The sequence below is a fragment of the Rhizobium sp. SRDI943 genome, assembly GCF_057653695.1.
Map to the genome: position 1 here is coordinate 22,838 of NZ_JBYGKN010000002.1, position 15,401 is coordinate 38,238.

At 61.6% G+C, this 15,401-nt stretch carries 15 protein-coding genes and 1 pseudogene; 11 read left to right on the top strand and 5 right to left on the bottom strand.

Annotated elements, in window-relative coordinates; all coding sequences use genetic code 11:
- Window positions 1-18: 18 nt before the first annotated feature.
- Window positions 19-954, bottom strand: a complete 936-nt coding sequence (locus AC245Y_RS24190; RefSeq protein WP_003562566.1) for an alpha/beta hydrolase — start codon at window positions 952-954, stop codon at window positions 19-21.
- Window positions 951-2,099 (bottom strand): Gfo/Idh/MocA family protein, encoded by a 1,149-nt coding sequence (locus AC245Y_RS24195; RefSeq protein WP_017996272.1) that lies wholly within the window; start codon window positions 2,097-2,099, stop codon window positions 951-953. The genes AC245Y_RS24190 and AC245Y_RS24195 overlap by 4 nt, the downstream gene beginning before the upstream one ends.
- Before the next feature lie 282 nt (window positions 2,100-2,381).
- Here AC245Y_RS24195 and AC245Y_RS24200 point away from each other — a divergent pair, with 282 nt between their 5' ends.
- Entirely contained in the window at window positions 2,382-3,200 is an 819-nt protein-coding gene (locus AC245Y_RS24200; protein WP_017996271.1) for a sugar phosphate isomerase/epimerase family protein, read from the top strand.
- Window positions 3,201-3,292: 92 nt separating this feature from the next.
- On the opposite strand, the gene AC245Y_RS24205 is transcribed toward AC245Y_RS24200, so the two are convergent.
- Window positions 3,293-4,054, bottom strand: coding sequence for a DeoR/GlpR family DNA-binding transcription regulator (locus AC245Y_RS24205; protein ID WP_012755536.1), 762 nt, complete (start codon window positions 4,052-4,054; stop codon window positions 3,293-3,295).
- A gap of 281 nt (window positions 4,055-4,335) precedes the next feature.
- Here AC245Y_RS24205 and AC245Y_RS24210 point away from each other — a divergent pair, with 281 nt between their 5' ends.
- The 10 genes and pseudogenes from AC245Y_RS24210 to AC245Y_RS24255 all read left to right on the top strand — a co-directional run bounded on the left by AC245Y_RS24210 (window position 4,336) and on the right by AC245Y_RS24255 (window position 13,614).
- Complete coding sequence (locus tag AC245Y_RS24210; RefSeq protein WP_003562561.1) at window positions 4,336-5,136, top strand: beta/alpha barrel domain-containing protein; 801 nt, start codon at window positions 4,336-4,338, stop codon at window positions 5,134-5,136.
- A gap of 3 nt (window positions 5,137-5,139) precedes the next feature.
- Window positions 5,140-6,081: a PfkB family carbohydrate kinase gene (locus tag AC245Y_RS24215; RefSeq protein WP_017996270.1), complete on the top strand. Its 942-nt coding sequence runs from the start codon at window positions 5,140-5,142 to the stop codon at window positions 6,079-6,081.
- A 340-nt stretch (window positions 6,082-6,421) separates the two neighbouring features.
- Entirely contained in the window at window positions 6,422-7,567 is a 1,146-nt protein-coding gene (locus tag AC245Y_RS24220; protein WP_017996269.1) for an ABC transporter ATP-binding protein, read from the top strand.
- A gap of 134 nt (window positions 7,568-7,701) precedes the next feature.
- Complete coding sequence (locus AC245Y_RS24225; protein ID WP_017996268.1) at window positions 7,702-8,778, top strand: Gfo/Idh/MocA family protein; 1,077 nt, start codon at window positions 7,702-7,704, stop codon at window positions 8,776-8,778.
- The gene (locus AC245Y_RS24230; RefSeq protein ID WP_017996267.1) at window positions 8,778-9,623 is read left to right on the top strand and encodes a sugar phosphate isomerase/epimerase family protein; all 846 of its coding nucleotides are present in this window, start codon (window positions 8,778-8,780) and stop codon (window positions 9,621-9,623) included. The genes AC245Y_RS24225 and AC245Y_RS24230 overlap by 1 nt, the downstream gene beginning before the upstream one ends.
- Window positions 9,620-10,429 (top strand): alpha/beta fold hydrolase, encoded by an 810-nt coding sequence (locus AC245Y_RS24235; protein WP_017996266.1) that lies wholly within the window; start codon window positions 9,620-9,622, stop codon window positions 10,427-10,429. Before AC245Y_RS24230 ends, AC245Y_RS24235 begins: the two co-directional genes overlap by 4 nt.
- Window positions 10,430-10,433: 4 nt before the next feature.
- On the top strand, window positions 10,434-11,135 hold the full coding sequence (locus AC245Y_RS24240; RefSeq protein ID WP_012755542.1) for a ribulose-phosphate 3-epimerase: 702 nt from the start codon (window positions 10,434-10,436) through the stop codon (window positions 11,133-11,135).
- A 14-nt stretch (window positions 11,136-11,149) separates the two neighbouring features.
- Window positions 11,150-12,115: an ROK family protein gene (locus AC245Y_RS24245; protein WP_012755543.1), complete on the top strand. Its 966-nt coding sequence runs from the start codon at window positions 11,150-11,152 to the stop codon at window positions 12,113-12,115.
- 136 nt (window positions 12,116-12,251) lie between these two features.
- A pseudogene (locus AC245Y_RS24250) lies at window positions 12,252-12,413 on the top strand (ThuA domain-containing protein); the annotation flags it as partial.
- 163 nt (window positions 12,414-12,576) lie between these two features.
- Window positions 12,577-13,614 carry a Gfo/Idh/MocA family protein gene (locus AC245Y_RS24255; protein WP_017996264.1) on the top strand — a complete coding sequence of 346 codons (1,038 nt, stop codon included), beginning with the start codon at window positions 12,577-12,579 and terminating at the stop codon, window positions 13,612-13,614.
- Between the two features lie 132 nt (window positions 13,615-13,746).
- Here the strand turns inward: AC245Y_RS24255 and AC245Y_RS24260 are convergent, their stop codons facing one another.
- Both AC245Y_RS24260 and AC245Y_RS24265 read right to left on the bottom strand, forming a co-directional pair.
- Window positions 13,747-14,142, bottom strand: a complete 396-nt coding sequence (locus AC245Y_RS24260) for a DUF4112 domain-containing protein (RefSeq protein WP_012755545.1) — start codon at window positions 14,140-14,142, stop codon at window positions 13,747-13,749.
- 171 nt (window positions 14,143-14,313) lie between these two features.
- Window positions 14,314-15,387: an alcohol dehydrogenase family protein gene (locus AC245Y_RS24265; RefSeq protein WP_017996263.1), complete on the bottom strand. Its 1,074-nt coding sequence runs from the start codon at window positions 15,385-15,387 to the stop codon at window positions 14,314-14,316.
- Window positions 15,388-15,401 lie beyond the last annotated feature (14 nt).

Below are 15,401 nucleotides of genomic sequence, written 5' to 3' on the forward strand. Positions count from 1 at the left end.
GACTAGGCAGTTCCCGCCTCAACGGGTAAGCGCAGGGTCCATGGCGCGCCATGCCATTGCGATGGCTTCGAGGGCCTCTTGTGCTTCCGGAATAGCCCGTCGCTTCGATACGAAGCCATGGATCTGTCCGGGCCAGGTCCGGGTCGTGGCCTTCGCCTCGGCGCTGAGCCGCTCGGCATAAGCGGCCCCTTCGTCGAACAGCACGTCGTATCCGGCAAGGATCACCAGGGCCGGCGCCACGCCCGCCAGCGATTCTGCGCTCAGCGGCGAGGCTCGCCAGTCCGACCGGCTCGTAGGTTCCGGCAGATAGTGGTCTCGGAACCATTTCATCGCCGCGGCCGTCAGGCCGAAATCCTCTTGGTAACGCAAGTAGCTGTCGCTTGTCTGCAACTGATCGGTCACCGGATAGATCAGCACCTGTCCGATGACAGCCGGCACCTGTCCGTCCCGCGCCAACAGGGCGACGACGGCGGCCAGATTGCCACCGGCGCTATCGCCGGCGACGAGAATTCGCAAGGGATCGATGCCGAGCGCATCCGCCTGCTCCGTCATCCAGACGAGTGTGGCGGCGCAGTCGTCAATGGCAGCGGGAAAGGGGTGTTCCGGGGCCAGGCGATAGTCGGGCGAAACCACGACGGCGCCTGCCATATTGGCAAGCGTCCGGCAGATATCCTCATGGGTTTCCGGCGCGCCGATGACAAAGCCGCCGCCATGGAGATAGAGCAAGGCCGGTGCGCCCTGGCGCGGCGCAGCGCGGCCGCGCCATATCTTCAACCGGATTGCGCCCGCATGCCTTTCCAGGATCTCGGCTACGTCTTCGAGCGGCCGTTGAATGTCTGCGAAACTATCCAGATATTGCTGCCGCGCCAGCGCCGGCGTGCAGCTTTCGACCGGCGTTTGGGGATCGCCGGGCCATGCAAGCGCACGTTTGGCGGATTCATCCAGTTGTGTCATGCCAGCAAACTCCTCGCTTCGTCTTCCCGCAATTCTTTTGGCTGCGCGACAATACCCGGAATGGTCTGCGCGACACCGGTTTCACCGGCACGCAGGATCGCTTCCATGACTTCGAGCACATGGAGAGCGAGATCGCCCGAAGCACGCGGCGCACGGCCCTCAATGATTGCGCGTGCGAGATCGGCAAGACCAAGCATGCGGTAGTTGGCACGATCAGGCGCTGCGATCGGCCAGTTGACGGCGCCAAAGAGTTTGCCTGACGTATCCGTTTCCTGCCAGGGCGCGCCGCGGCTGGAGAGCGCAACGGAGCCGCCGAAATTGTCGGGGTCGGGCAGGCGCAGCGAGCCTTCGGTCCCGTGGAGTTCGATGGGGTGATTGGAGTGGCGAAAGACGTCCCAGGAGGTGCCGAAGGTGACCGTGGCACCGCAATCGAATTCCAGCAACGACAGCACGCTGGTCGGCGTGCCGACCTTGAACGTGGTGCCCTGCTTCGGTCCCTCCGCCGTGATGAGCCGCTCGTCCTGCCCGCTTGTGGCGACGGCCTGCACACGGCGGATAGGCCCCATCAGATTGACCATCATCGTCAGATAATAAGGCCCCATATCCATGAGCGGGCCGGCGCCGGCCTGGTAATAAAAGCCGGGATCCGGATGCCAGTGCTCCATGCCGCGCCCCATCATGAAGGCCGTCCCGGTCACCGGCTTGCCGATGGCGCCGGCTTCCATCTGCCGCCGGGCATGGCGTCCGGCCGCCCCCAGAAACGTATCTGGCGCCGAGCCGAGCATGAGGCCCTTTACGGCGGCGGCATCCACCAAGCGGCGTCCTTCGGCGGCCGTGACACCGAGCGGCTTCTCCGTGAAGACATGCTTGCCTGCAGACAGCGCCCGCATCGAAACGTCAAAATGCGCGGCCGGGATCGTCAGGTTGAGGATGAGGTCGATGTTCCGGTCGTCGATGAGGCTGTCGACGTCGGCCGCGCGCAGATCGAACTCGGCCGCGCGACGTTTGGCGGCGTCTGCGTTGAGGTCTGCACAGGCGATGATTTCGACGCCGCGAAACAGCGGCGCGTTGCGCATATAGGCGAGCGAAATGTTGCCGCATCCGACAACGCCGATCCTGAGTTTCATACCATTGGTCTGTGCCATCGAAGAACCTGATTTTGCCGTTGCGCGTGCGAAGCGTTGAGGGGTACGTTACATTTTAATCGTAAGGTATAAAATATATTGACGTACGCTAACATTTGACCGTACGTAATGGCAAGACGCTGGCGTCGCAATCCCCGCTGAAGAGCCCGCCTTTCCGGCCTTCGGCCGCCTCCCAGGCGGAAGGAGTTTTGCAAGGTCGGCGAAGCCCCTGAGGATTGCCCGCGCGGGGAAGCAGCCGGCTTCGGTATCGGCTGTCATCAACGAATAGGTCAGGACCGCGATATGAAAAATGCTGAGCTGCAGATCGGCTGCCAAACATTCACCTGGGAGATGCTGGGGACAGGTTGGAGCGGCGGCCCGGACGATCTGGTGCGCGCCATTGCCGACGGCGGATATGCCGGTATCGAAATCACCGACACGATGATCGGTCACTACGCGCTCAAGCCTGCCGACTTTGCCCGCACCCTGGCGGATGCCGGTTTGGCGCTGGTTTCCTTTGCCTTCGGCTCCGCCAGCGGCTTCACGGTGGCGGAAAAGATTGCCTCCGATCTCGACACGGCGCGGCGATGGGTCGATTTCGCAGCGAACTTTCCCGGCGCTATGATATCGATGGGATCGGCGACGGTCGTCTCGGATGGTCCGCGCGATGAGAAATTCGCCATTGCGGCCGAGTGCTACAATCGTGCAACCGAGATCGGACGGTCGGCTGGCGTCGCTGTAGCTGTCCATCCTTCCTCGCACCACAACACGCTGCTGTTCACGCGGAACGACTATGATCAGCTGTTTGCTCTCTTGGATCCACAGGTGGGTTGGGTGCCGGATACCGGTCATATCCTGCGTGGCGGCCAGCAGATCGGCGATACGCTGGCGGCCCACCGGGACCGGATCCGTTACGTGCATCTGAAGGATGTCGACGCCGGCGGGATCTGGGCGATGCTGGGCGAAGGCGTCTGCGACGTGCCTGCCGTGGTTTCGACCGTTCGGGATGCGCCGAACTTTATCGGCTGGATCGTGGTGGAAGAAGAATCGGACCATGCCGGAACCGATCCTGCCGCCGCCGTTCGAGCGAACCGCGAGACGCTTCGACGTCTGGGGTTTTAGCCCATCTCGTATTCCGTGGCGTCGGCCAAAGCTATCCGTCGATGCCAAAGCCTCTCCTGTCTCTCTTGTAAATTGGAGAGGTGGACTGGAGGTCACGCGTAGCGAACCTCCACGCCCAGCTTGTCGAGCCTGTGGCGAATGCTGTGCGGCATGTTGCTGTCCGTGATGATCAAGTCGACGCGCGACAGCGAGAAGGCTTTGGAGGAGGCGCCGACGTCAAATTTGCTCGAATCCGCCACGAGGACGACACGCCGCGCCATGCGAACCAGGTTGCGCTTGGTCCGTGCCACGTCCTCGGAGACATCGACGACATCGAAGGCCTGATCGATCGCGTGGGCGCCGACAAAAGCCTGGTGGGCGACGAGGCCGCCGACCGCCTTGTCGGAATCCTGTACGATCGTGCTCACGGTGCTGGGAAACACGCGGCCGCCGATCATGTGCACGTCGAGCCCTGGCCGGTACATCAGATGCTGGGCGATGTTCATTGCCGTTGTCGCAACCACGACGTTGTTGACTGGTGGCATCTGCATGGCGACCTGCAGCAGCGTCGAGCCGCTGTCGAAGACGATCGACTGGTTATCGATGATCTGTCTCGCAGCCATCTGGGCGATGCGGCGCTTCGCATCGAAATTGCGTTGCATGCGTTCCTCGAAGGCTGCTGCCGGAGAGTCGGACGGCAGGGCGATTGCCCCGCCATGCGTTTTGATCAGCTGCTTCTTGGCGTCCATGATTTCGAGATCGGAGCGGATCGTCACTTCCGAGACCTCGAAGAATTCCGCGAGCTGGCGGGTGCGTGCCTGGCCGACCCGTTGAAGTTCCAGCATGATCTGCTGCCGCCTCTGCTCTGCAAGCATATGTGATCCCGACTGCTGTTATTTGCGACACTGCGACTTTTGAAATTGCGACACTGCGACTTTTGAAAAACGAAAGCTCGCTGTCTCATCCTACGGCTTCTGCTGTAGAAATAGCCGTTCAACGACGAAAATGCACGTCAAAAATTCATCATTCTTGTAAAAACGAAAGAAATCGAAATATTGAATGTTTGTTTGTTTTCGAGTTAGGGTTTTTCCAGCATCGGCGCCGGCAATCGCAAGCCTGCAATCACAAAGTCGGCAATCACAAAGGAAGTCTCGCCATGGGTCTCGGAACCAAAATCCGCCTCGCACGCCTGTTCTCGAACCCATCGGGTCACTTGTTCGGAGGCGCCGTCGATCATTTTGTCGGTTATGGCAATGTGCGTGAGGGCGGGCTTGCCGACCTGCCGGGTGCGCTCAGACGCGTCATGGCGGGAGGCCCCGACTACATCAGCATCCAGCCTGGCGCGGCGCGCCACCTCTGGTCGGAATACGCCGGAAAGGCAGCGCTCGTCATTCAGGGCGGTTGCTTCACCGCCGACGACCGTATTCGCCAGCTCATTGCGACCCCGGAGGACGCGGTTCGTTATGGTGCGGACGCTCTGGCTGTCGCCATTCCCGTGCGCGGCGCCACCGAAGGAGAGTATATCCGCTGGCTCACCGATACGGTCAACGCCGCCGCCCGCTTCGAGATGCCGGTCGTTGCCCACGTCTATCCCCGCGATTTCTCCGACGGCGGCAAGATCGTGTTCACCCCGGATGAAATCGCTTACGCCGTGCGCATCGGCTTCGAGGCCGGCGTCGACGTGATCAAGGTCGGCTACACCGGCGATTTCGAGTCCTTCCGCGAGACCGTTGCGACTTGCCCGATTCCGGTCGTGATCGCCGGCGGCCCGAAGACCGATACGCTGCTCGGCGCGCTCGTCCAGACGTCGGAAGCACTGCGCGCTGGGGCCAAAGGCGCGGTCGTCGGTCGCAACCTCTGGGGTCACGGCGACACGACCATGGCCGCGCGCGCCTTCAAGTTCGTCATTCATAAGGGGATGACGCCGGAGGATGCGCTGGCGGCGGCCGGTGCTTGAGACGTGTCGCGCCCTTTCCAGGTTCTGGGCTTCGGCGCCCTGGCAATCGATGACATCATCTATGTCGATCGGGGCCTGACGGCCGGCAAAGGGAAGGTGAAGAAGCGCGCCACGGACCATGGCGGCAACGTGGCGACGGCCCTTGTTGCCGTCGCCCGGCTCGGCGGGCGGGCCGGCTTCATCGGCTGGCTCGGCGATGAGACAACGGCCGACGTGGCGGGAAGCGAGCTCGAGCGGGACGGTGTCGATATATCGCTGGCTCCCCGCCACGCGGATGCCGCGCCGATCCGCTCCGTGATCACCGTCGGTCCCGACGGCGACCGGTTCATCGCTTATGACGATGATGTGCTGCACGGCACGTCGGATGCGCTGCCGGACGATGTTCTGATGCAGGCCCCGGTGCTGCTGATCGATGGCTACGCCACGCACTCGGAACGGGTCGTGGCACGCGCACGCGCCTTGGGCCTGGCCGTGATTGCCGATATCGAATGGACGGTCGGCGCCGCGACCGACCGGATCCTGGCTCTTGCCGATCACCTGGTGCTGCCGCTTGCCTTCGGGCGGGAGTACACCGGCGAGGGTGATCCAACGATGATCCTGGACAAGCTCTGGTCGGGGGATCGGTCCGCGGTTGTCCTGACTGATGGCGAACGAGGGACCTACCTCCGTCAGAGAGGCGATGCCACCCGCTGGCATGTGCCGGCCTATCAAGTTCAGGCGGTCGACACGACCGGCGCCGGGGATTGTTTTCACGGTGCCTACGCCCTTGCTCTCGCAGAGGGTAAGAGCCCGCTTGATTGCACTGCCTATGCCGCGGCGGCGGCCGCCATTTCCGTGACCGCACGGGGAGGGCGCAGAGGCCTGCCGGATCACCTTATGTGCCTGGCATGGATGGCGGCGGAGAATGCGCCTGTGCCGATGCCGATGCCGGGATGCCAAAAATGAGCGCGGGCGGCGATGGGTGCCGGCACCGATCGACTGACCCAGCAGAGCCTCACGGCTGGCGTGTCATTGAATCACTTTGAGCGATCTCTCAACAGCGGCAAGTTCGATCATAAAAGTTACGCGCGATAAAAAATATAATTCCGCAGTTTATTTTTAATTTCTGGTAAAATAATGATACGTTTCAAATAGATATTAAGAGCGGCTGGTAATCTGCGGCGAAATATCATCGATTCTTTGGTTGACTTTGAAGCTCAGGCCTGAGCTTTCTTGTCAAAAGGATCGGACACGGCGGGGAGCGCCGTCTGAAGATATGATCCGGACTGGTACGGGAGGACGAGACGTGGCTGTGGTTGTACTCGACAAAATCTGCAAGACCTACGGAAACAGCTACCATGCGATCAAGGATCTGAGCCTGACGATCCATGATGGCGAGTTTCTGATTCTGGTCGGGCCGTCCGGATGCGGAAAATCGACCGCTCTGCGCATGATTGCCGGGCTCGAGGAAATCAGCAGCGGAACATTGAGCATCGGCGGCCAGGACGTCGTGGATCTCGCGCCCAAGGACCGGGATATTGCCATGGTCTTTCAGAGCTATGCGCTTTATCCGCACATGACCGTGTTCGATAACATTGCCTTTTCGATGAAGCTGGCCGGAAAGAACAAGGCCGAACGCACCAAACGTGTCCACGAAATCGCCAAGATCCTGCAGCTGGAGCCCTTGCTGGGCAACAAGCCCGCGCAGCTTTCGGGCGGCCAGCGCCAGCGTGTTGCGATGGGCCGCGCCATGGTCCGCGAGCCCGCGGCATTCCTCATGGACGAACCGCTCTCGAACCTCGATGCGAAGCTGCGTGTTCAGATGCGGGCAGAGATCGCCAGCCTGCAGAGACAGCTGGGCGTGACGACGATCTATGTGACGCACGACCAGACTGAAGCGCTGACCATGGGCGATCGGGTCGCGGTGCTGAAGGGCGGCGTGCTGCAGCAGGTGGATACGCCCAAGGCTCTGTATCACCGCCCGGTCAATGCGTTTGTCGCCGGCTTTATCGGTTCGCCGTCGATGAACCTTTTCGAAGGGCGTCTGGCGGGCGGACGGATCCATCTGCCGGGCTTCTCCATCCCCTTGTCCGGCGGCGCCTTCGAGGGCGCTCCCGGTCTATCCGCTTTCGAGGGAAAGGATGTGATCTTTGGGGTCAGGCCCGAGGACCTCTACGACAGCCGGTTGCCATCTGGCGCCTCCCATCCGACGATCCCGGTTGTCGTGAAATCGATCGAGGAGCTTGGCTCCGAGCTGATCGTGCATTTGAAGATCGACGCGGTCCGCATCGACTCGGGCGACCCCGATGCCGTCGAGGACCTGAGCGGGGCCGCCAATGCCGTCGCGCGGTTCGAAGCGGTCAGCGCGGTCGAGACAGGCCAATCGATCGACCTGGCCATCGACCCGGCGAAACTGCACTTTTTCCACCCTCAAACGCATATGGCGCTGTGACGTGACGAGGGAGAGCCGCAGGCGCTGCTGGCAGTCCGGCCACAAGCCGTTGGCGACGTTCGATGTCTTGAAAGCATTCCATCCGACGCCGAAACCAGCGTTCATCTTCAGTATCCGACTTAAAGGGCTTATCGATGCCAGCAAAACAGGAACGACGTCTCCGCATCGGCGTATTGGGAGCGGGCCAGATTGCCCAGGCCGCGCATTTCGAGAGCTGCACCAAGGCAGCCAATGCCGACCTTTATGCAATTTGCGATGTTGCCGAAGATCTCCGCGAACGTGTGGCCATCACCCATGGGGCGGAAAAAACCTATGACGACTACGACAAGATGCTGGCCGATCCCGACCTCGATGCCGTGGTCATCGCGACCGCCGACGCCTTTCACGTGCCTGCTTCCATTCGCGCCCTTCAGGCAGGCAAGCATGTGCTGTGCGAAAAACCCGTCGGTGTCACCATCGAGGAATGCCTTGAACTCAAGGCTGTGGTCGACACGTCGGGAAAGGTGTTTCAGGTCGGGCATATGAAGCGTTTCGACGCGGGGCTGCAGGCTGCCAAGTCCTTCATCCGCGATGAAATGGGCGAGATGGTCGCTCTGAAAGCATGGTATTGCGACAGCACGCACCGCTATCCGATGACCGATGCGGTTCAGCCCCTGATCGTCACCAGCGCCAATGCGAAGAAACCCTCCGCCAATCCGAAGGCCGACCTGCGGCGCTACTATATGCTTGCCCATGGTTGCCATCTGATCGACACGGCACGTTATTTCGCCGGCGACATCGTTTCCGTCAACGCTCGTCTGTCCGAGCGAGCCGGTATCTGGTGCTGGTTCGTGGACGTGGAATTTGCCTCCGGCACGCTCGGCCATCTCGATCTCACCGTCCAGGTGCGCATGGACTGGCACGAAGGCTTCCAGATCTATGGCAAGAACGGCAGCATTTTGGGCAAGACCTATAACCCGTGGTACTACAAAAGCAGTGAGGTCGACATTTTCCGGGAAGCGGACGGCGCCTCACACCGTGTTCTCGGTGCCGACGGCCATTTCTACCGCCGCCAGGTCGAAGGCTTCGCCCGCACCATTCTGGATGGCGCGGTGATGGAAGGGGCCGATATCGATGATGGCCTGGCATCCGTCCGGGCCATGGTTGCCGTCGCGCGTTCCGCCGAAAGCGGCAAGGCGGTTGCGCTGTCCGACGTCACGGGTGGCGTGTGATGAAGCTCGGCATCTTCGCAAAGACCTTCGAGGGAACGGAACCCGTAACCGTTCTCAACTCGGTCGCTGGCGCCGGGTTCACCTGCGCACAATACAATATGGCCTGCTCGGGCCTTGCGCCGATGCCGGAGATGATCACGGAAGCCCAGGCCCGCGCAGTCGGCGAAGCGGCGCGTAGCAGCGGCGTCGAGATCGTTGCCGTTTCCGGCACCTTCAACATGATTCATCCGGATCTCGCCGTGCGCGAGGCCGGCCTTCGCAAACTGGCGACCCTGGCCGAGCGCTGCGCCGGCATGTCGACCACCTTGATCACGCTCTGCACCGGCACACGCGACCCCATCGACCAGTGGAAGGCGCATGCCGACAACGACACGCCGGAGGCCTGGCGGGATCTCCTCGAGGCGATGGGCGCGGCCATCGAGATCGCCGAGCGTTACGATGTCGATCTCGGCGTCGAGCCCGAGCTTGCCAATGTCGTCAACTCGGCTGAGAAAGCCCATCGGCTGATTACGGCACTGAAGAGCCCCCGCATCAAGATCGTGCTCGATCCAGCCAATCTCTTCGAGGTCGCGACGCTCGATGAGCAGCGGAACATTGTCTCTTCCGCCATCGACCTTCTGGCCGATCGGATCGACATGGCACATGCGAAAGATCGCAATCCGGACGGTAGTTTCGCGACCGCCGGCAAGGGTGTGCTCGACTACGCGCATTATCTCGGCCGTCTCAAGGCGATCGGCTTCGAGGGCAGTCTCGTCACACATGGCCTTTCGGCTTCGGAGGCGGCCGGTGCGGCGAGTTTCCTGAAGAGCAGTCTCGGCGGCGAAGCTGTGGGGGCAGGAAGATGAGATGGGCTGAACCGTTCGAAACCAGCGACGGGACCATTCTCAATGTCGATATGGCGGGCGAGGGCGCGTCCATAATCTTCCAGCATGGCTTATGCGGCGACGCGGCGCAGACCGACGAAGCCTTTCCGCTCGAAGCGGGTTTTCGCCGGGTAACGATCGAAGCGCGCGGCCACGGCCATTCCCAAACCGGCAATCCGGAGCAGCTGTCGATCGCGACCTTCTGCGATGATGTCGCCGCCTATATCGAAAAGAACCTTATGCCGCCGATCGTGATCGGCGGCATCTCGATGGGCGCGGCGATCGCCCTGCGTCTCGCGGTCAAGCGGCCTGATCTTGTCAAGGCTCTGATCATAGCAAGGCCGGCCTGGCTGACGGCATCCGCGCCGGAGAATATGGCACCCAACGCCGAAGTCGGGCGGCTTCTGAAAACTCTGCCACTGGGCGAAGCAAAGACCGCATTCCTTGCCGGGCCGGTGGGCGTGCGGCTCGCCGCCGAGGCGCCGGACAATCTGGCCTCGCTTGCCGGTTTTTTCTCCCGCACGCCTTTGGATGTGACCGCCGAACTGCTCACCAGGATTTCCAATGACGGTCCTGATGTGACCGACGAGGAGGTCGGCAATCTCACCGTACCGACGCTGGTTATCGGCCATGATCGGGACAGCATTCATCCTTTCGCATACGCGCATGCTCTTGCCGAGCGGATTGCCGGCGCGCGCTTCGTGCAGATCACGCCGAAGACTGAGAGCCGTCCGCAATACGTCGCCGACTTCCGGCTTGCCATGGGCCATTTTCTGAAGGAGCTCTGAAACAATGACGACCCCCTCCAAGACCTGGATCGCCGATCTTCCGAAGGATCGCCTGATTGCCGAATTCTCGGTCTGGTCGGCCGATCTCGTGCATCTGGCGGATGATCTGGCGCGTGTCGATCCTCACGTCGACATCCTCCACATCGATGTCGCCGATGGCCATTTCGCGCCGGCCATGTTGTTTTTCCCCGATCTTGTTGCCGGCGTGCGCAAAGTGTCCGCGCGCCCGATCCATGTTCACCTGATGGTCGCCGACAGCATCCTCCTGTCGCAGATCGAGCAGTTCGCCGATGCGGGCAGCGACCTGATCAGTCTTCATGTCGAAAACGAAAGCGTCGCTGTCGAGGCTCTCGATCTTCTCGATCGCCGCGGTGTCGCTGCCGGCATGGTGCTCAAGGTCGACACCCCCGTCGAACGGGTCGAGAGATATGCTTCCCGGCTGCGCTTTGTGACGCTGCTCGGCACGGCGATTGGCGTGAAGGGCCAGGGCCTCGACGAAAAGGCTGGTGCGCGGCTTCAGCAGGCAAAGCAGATCATCGCCGGTTGCGGTGCGGCGCATCGGATCGTGCTGGCGGCCGACGGCGGTATTCGCGAGCACACCGTGCCGCTTCTGCGCCAGTCGGGTGCGGAAACGGTGGTCCTCGGTTCCCTGGCTTTCAATGCGCCATCGCTAGACGAGCGGATGGCATGGGTGCGCGCACTCTAACTCATGGTCTTCACATGCAGCAGGTTGCCATTGGAATCGACCTCGGTGGGACGCAGGTGCGCGCTGCCCTCGTCGACGAGCAGGGCAGGATTCTGGCGCGCGCAGCCGAACCGACGGATGCGTTGGCGGGCCCCGACCGCGTGCTCGCCCAAATCTGCGGCCTGACCGACGGACTGCTTGCAGCATCGAACCCCGCTTCGGTGGTGGGCGTCGGCGTATCCGCTCCGGGCCCGCTCGATACGGTCGCCGGTGTCGCCTCGAATATCCCGACCCTCTCCGGCTTTGTCGACTTTCCGCTGAAGGCGGAGTTGCAGAAGCGGTTTCCGTTTCCGGTCGACCTCGAGAATGATGCGATTGCCGCTGCCATCGGTGAGTGGCAGTTCGGAGCCGGAACGGGGCTCGACAATTTGGTGTATGTCACCGTGAGCACTGGCATTGGCGGTGGCGTTGTGTCGGATGGTCGCGTCGTGCGCGGCCGCAAGGGCATGGCAGCCCATGTTGGGCACATGTCGGTCGTGCCGAACGGAGAGCTTTGCCCCTGCGGCAACAGGGGTTGTTTCGAGGCCTACGGATCCGGAACGGCATTTGCGCGCCGCGCCCAAATCAGGGCTGTGGAATCCAGCGCGACGACAATAGGCAGCGATGGCGGCGCCATCGATAGCCGCAGCGTTTTTGCAGCAGCAAGAAATGGCGATCGTCTCGCAAATCAACTGATTGACGAGGAAGCGGAAATTCTCGGTCGCGGCTTCACCAGCCTGATCCATATCTTCAGTCCCGATATCATCGTGATGGGAGGCGGTCTTTCCCACGAGTTCGACCGACTGCAACCCGGCATTCAAGGCTACATCACGCAATGGGCAATGCCGGCATTCAAGGATGTCAGGGTAATGCTGGCGGCGTTGGACCAGAACTCGGGCCTCGTCGGCGCAGCTGCTCTGGCGTTTCTGACCGGAAAGGTCCCGGCGGTCGATCAGATTTAGAAAAGCAAGCCGATCCTGCCCCTCGAGACACGGGAACGGTTTGTGCGACGGGCAGGGTCGAAATGGGCGCAGCCAAGACAATCGTCAACGTCCCTTTCCGTATCGAGAGGTTGCTCTCCGTCAGGGCGGCGAGGCGATACTTAAGGTGCTGATCAACGGCGTCACGTGGGCCTATAATCCCGAGGGGTCGTTGACTGGTATCACCGATGCTCCAAATGTGCCTGTAGAAAAAGCACTGGAGCCGATCGTCGAACGCGGCCCGAGACTGCACCAGGCCGGCGAAGCCGGTTACCGCTGAGGGAACTGAAACACCGTCCTTGGGCGGGACGCCACGCATGCGGTCCGCCCGGCAAAACGCTGTGCTGACAGTCGTCGCTCTCCATTTGGCAAGACCATCTGGCGCTTGTGAAAGACGACGGTTCTGGCGCTAATGATTTCGATAAACGACCATGAGGACAAAAATGCGCTTGATCATTCTCGGAACCGGAGGATGGGCAAACACCCATGCCATGAATTTTTCCGAAATCGCCGACGTAAAAATTGTTGCTGCTGTTGATACGGACGAGGTCCGGCTACGGGCCTTCGCGCTAAGGCATGGTATCCCACTTACCTTCACGTCGCTTGATGACGCTCTTGCCTGGGGAGAGTTTGACGCCGTGACCAATGTCACGCCGGATCGCGCGCATTATTCCACGACAATGAAGATACTCGGCGCCGGCAAGCATGTCCTCTGCGAGAAGCCGCTGGCGGTTAACTACCGCGAAGCCAAAGAGATGGCCGACGCTGCCGCTGCGTCCTGCAAGGTCACGATGGTAAACCTTACCTATCGTAATGTAGCGCCGCTGCAAGCAGCGCGTAAGATGGTGTTGGACGGCCGCCTTGGCGCGATCCGCCACTTCGAAGCATCCTATCTCCAGAGCTGGCTGGTCTCAAAGGCGTGGGGCGACTGGACCAAGGAATCGCAATGGCTTTGGCGGCTGTCGACAAAGCACGGCTCCAATGGCGTGCTGGGCGATGTCGGTATCCATATTCTCGACTTCGCGGTTTTTGCCGCCGGAAGTGACGTCAAGGCGGCCGCATCGCATCTTAAGGTGTTCGACAAGAGCCCCGGAAATCGGATCGGCGAGTATGATCTCGACGCCAACGACAGTTTCCTGATGATGGCTGAACTCGAAAACGGTGCCGCCGGCGTCATCCACGCAACGCGCTGGGCAACCGGCCATCTGAACGAATTGCGCCTGCGCCTGCATGGAGACAAGGGCGCGCTGGAGGTGGTGCATACGCCTGAAGGTTCGACGCTCAGGGCCTGTGAAGGTCCCGATGCCGACAAGGCAATCTGGCGTAAGATCGACGTCGAACCGGTTATCACTAATTTCCAGCGCTTTGCAAACGCCGTGCAAAAGGGGCAGCTGGATGAGCCTGGTTTTGGCCACGCAGCCAAGCTGCAATTCGTTCTTGACCACGCAGTGAAGACGGCCGGCGCTCTGATCGAACTTTAAGCAAAGGTGCTCCAGTTCAGTGCCACCTCGGCAGGTTGCTCGTCGTCTTAAGGCCAGGGTACCGGTTGCGCGGCCTCGTTGGAGCCGGCGCCGACAGCCTCGTATAAATTCCTCAAAGGGACGTCGGCTTGCTCAGATGCGCCGGTTCAACTCGTCTTCGCTGATCCCAAAGTGGTCGAGAATGATGCCGACGTTTCGGCGATGAGACTTGAAATAGACGTCGAAGATATCGCCGAGCAACGGAACCGTCCCGCCGGCGGCGTCGATCCCGAGATTGACGGCCATGCGTGCGAGCTTTTGGGTGGGAATGCCGAGGCGTCTTGCCTCATCGATGATGAAAAGACCGATCAGGGATCCGGCAATGTCTCCGACGGCCGGGATAAGGCCGAGAATCGAGTCTGCACCGATCCGCACGCCGATGACAGGCAATCTGACCGCGGTATCCATCAGGCGCGCTATGGCGACGGCGCGCCGAATTCTTCCAAGTTCGATGGAGGTCAGATGTTTGGTGCTGGCGGAGGCTGGCATCAGCGACCTATTGGCGCGAACGAACGTTCCGCCTCCTCCAGTGAGGGCGCGGCAAGAATGTCGTCGCATTGCTGCGAAATAGTCCGACGCAGCGAAAGCCCGGTGCCATCATCAGTTCCCATGGCCGTGAAACGCTACAAACCCGATAAGGTTCGCCCGGAAAAGCAAGGATCATCTCGCGTCGGGGACCACGACCAATTTGCCCACAAAGTTCTTCGCCATGAAATCGGTCTGCGCGCGGTGGAATTCCGATAGTGGATAGACGCCGCCGACGAGAGGCCGGATTTTCCGGCTTTCGATATAACCGACGATCCGACGAAAGTCGGCGCGGCTTCCCTGGCTCGAGCCGTGCAGCTCCAGCTGCTTCAGATACATGGTCCGCAAATCGAGCTGAACGACCGGGCCGGCGATGGCGCCGGCTGTCGTGTAGCGGCCTTCGGGGCGCAGGATCTTCAGGAGATCGTTGAACAGCGGTCCGCCGACGAGATCGGCGACGACATCGATCGGCTGGCCACGGCTGGCGGAATGGACGGCTTCGACCAGATCGCCCTTGCCGCGGGTCACCACCGCCTCGGCGCCGATATCGAGCATCGCCGCCTCCTTGCCGGGGCCGGCGACCGCCATCGGGATGGCGCCGCGGGCCCGTGCGAGCTGGATGATCGCCGAGCCGACGCCGCCCGAGGCGCCGGTCACCAGGACGCGTTCACCGGCGACAAGCCTTGCCCGTTCCAGCATGCGCTCGCCGGTCAGATAGGCGCAGCAAAAGGTGGCGAGTTCGACGTCGGTCAGATCGGTTGCGACGACATGGGCGTTCTCGGCCGGCAGTGCCATGTATTCGGCATAACCGCCGTCGCGGCCATGGCCCATGTAATCGATGTCGGCGAGGCTGTCGTCGTCGCGGTTATAGATCGAGAAGTCGACCATGACGCGTTCGCCGACGCGCGCCGGATTAACGCCGGCGCCGACGCCGACGATATGGCCGACCGTATCGGTGCCCTGAATGCGCGGGAATGTCAGCGTATTGCCTTGCCTGCGCCATGTGGAGACGGCCGACGGATCGTCCTCGGTGCCGTAGGCGCCTTGGCGGACCCAGACGTCGGTATTGTTCATGCCGCAGGCCGTGACGCGGATCAGAACCTCGCCGTCCGCGGGTCTCGGGACGGGCACGTCCCTGTCATAGACGAGCTTGTCCAGACCGCCATGGCCGGTGAGCAATACGGCCGCCATCTTTTCCGGGATCGTCATGCCGATCTTCTCCC

What these genes read in the sequence shown, in the direction of transcription:
- AC245Y_RS24235 (WP_017996266.1), top strand. Translation starts at nt 9,620, where the DNA reads ATGAGATGGGCTGAACCGTTCGAAACCAGCGACGGGACCATTCTCAAT.
- AC245Y_RS24190 (WP_003562566.1), bottom strand. Translation starts at nt 954, where the DNA reads ATGACACAACTGGATGAATCCGCCAAACGTGCGCTTGCATGGCCCGGC.
- AC245Y_RS24210 (WP_003562561.1), top strand. Translation starts at nt 4,336, where the DNA reads ATGGGTCTCGGAACCAAAATCCGCCTCGCACGCCTGTTCTCGAACCCA.
- AC245Y_RS24260 (WP_012755545.1), bottom strand. Translation starts at nt 14,142, where the DNA reads ATGCCAGCCTCCGCCAGCACCAAACATCTGACCTCCATCGAACTTGGA.
- AC245Y_RS24195 (WP_017996272.1), bottom strand. Translation starts at nt 2,099, where the DNA reads ATGGCACAGACCAATGGTATGAAACTCAGGATCGGCGTTGTCGGATGC.
- AC245Y_RS24230 (WP_017996267.1), top strand. Translation starts at nt 8,778, where the DNA reads ATGAAGCTCGGCATCTTCGCAAAGACCTTCGAGGGAACGGAACCCGTA.
- AC245Y_RS24245 (WP_012755543.1), top strand. Translation starts at nt 11,150, where the DNA reads ATGCAGCAGGTTGCCATTGGAATCGACCTCGGTGGGACGCAGGTGCGC.
- AC245Y_RS24225 (WP_017996268.1), top strand. Translation starts at nt 7,702, where the DNA reads ATGCCAGCAAAACAGGAACGACGTCTCCGCATCGGCGTATTGGGAGCG.
- AC245Y_RS24265 (WP_017996263.1), bottom strand. Translation starts at nt 15,387, where the DNA reads ATGACGATCCCGGAAAAGATGGCGGCCGTATTGCTCACCGGCCATGGC.
- AC245Y_RS24240 (WP_012755542.1), top strand. Translation starts at nt 10,434, where the DNA reads ATGACGACCCCCTCCAAGACCTGGATCGCCGATCTTCCGAAGGATCGC.
- AC245Y_RS24255 (WP_017996264.1), top strand. Translation starts at nt 12,577, where the DNA reads ATGCGCTTGATCATTCTCGGAACCGGAGGATGGGCAAACACCCATGCC.
- AC245Y_RS24200 (WP_017996271.1), top strand. Translation starts at nt 2,382, where the DNA reads ATGAAAAATGCTGAGCTGCAGATCGGCTGCCAAACATTCACCTGGGAG.
- AC245Y_RS24205 (WP_012755536.1), bottom strand. Translation starts at nt 4,054, where the DNA reads ATGCTTGCAGAGCAGAGGCGGCAGCAGATCATGCTGGAACTTCAACGG.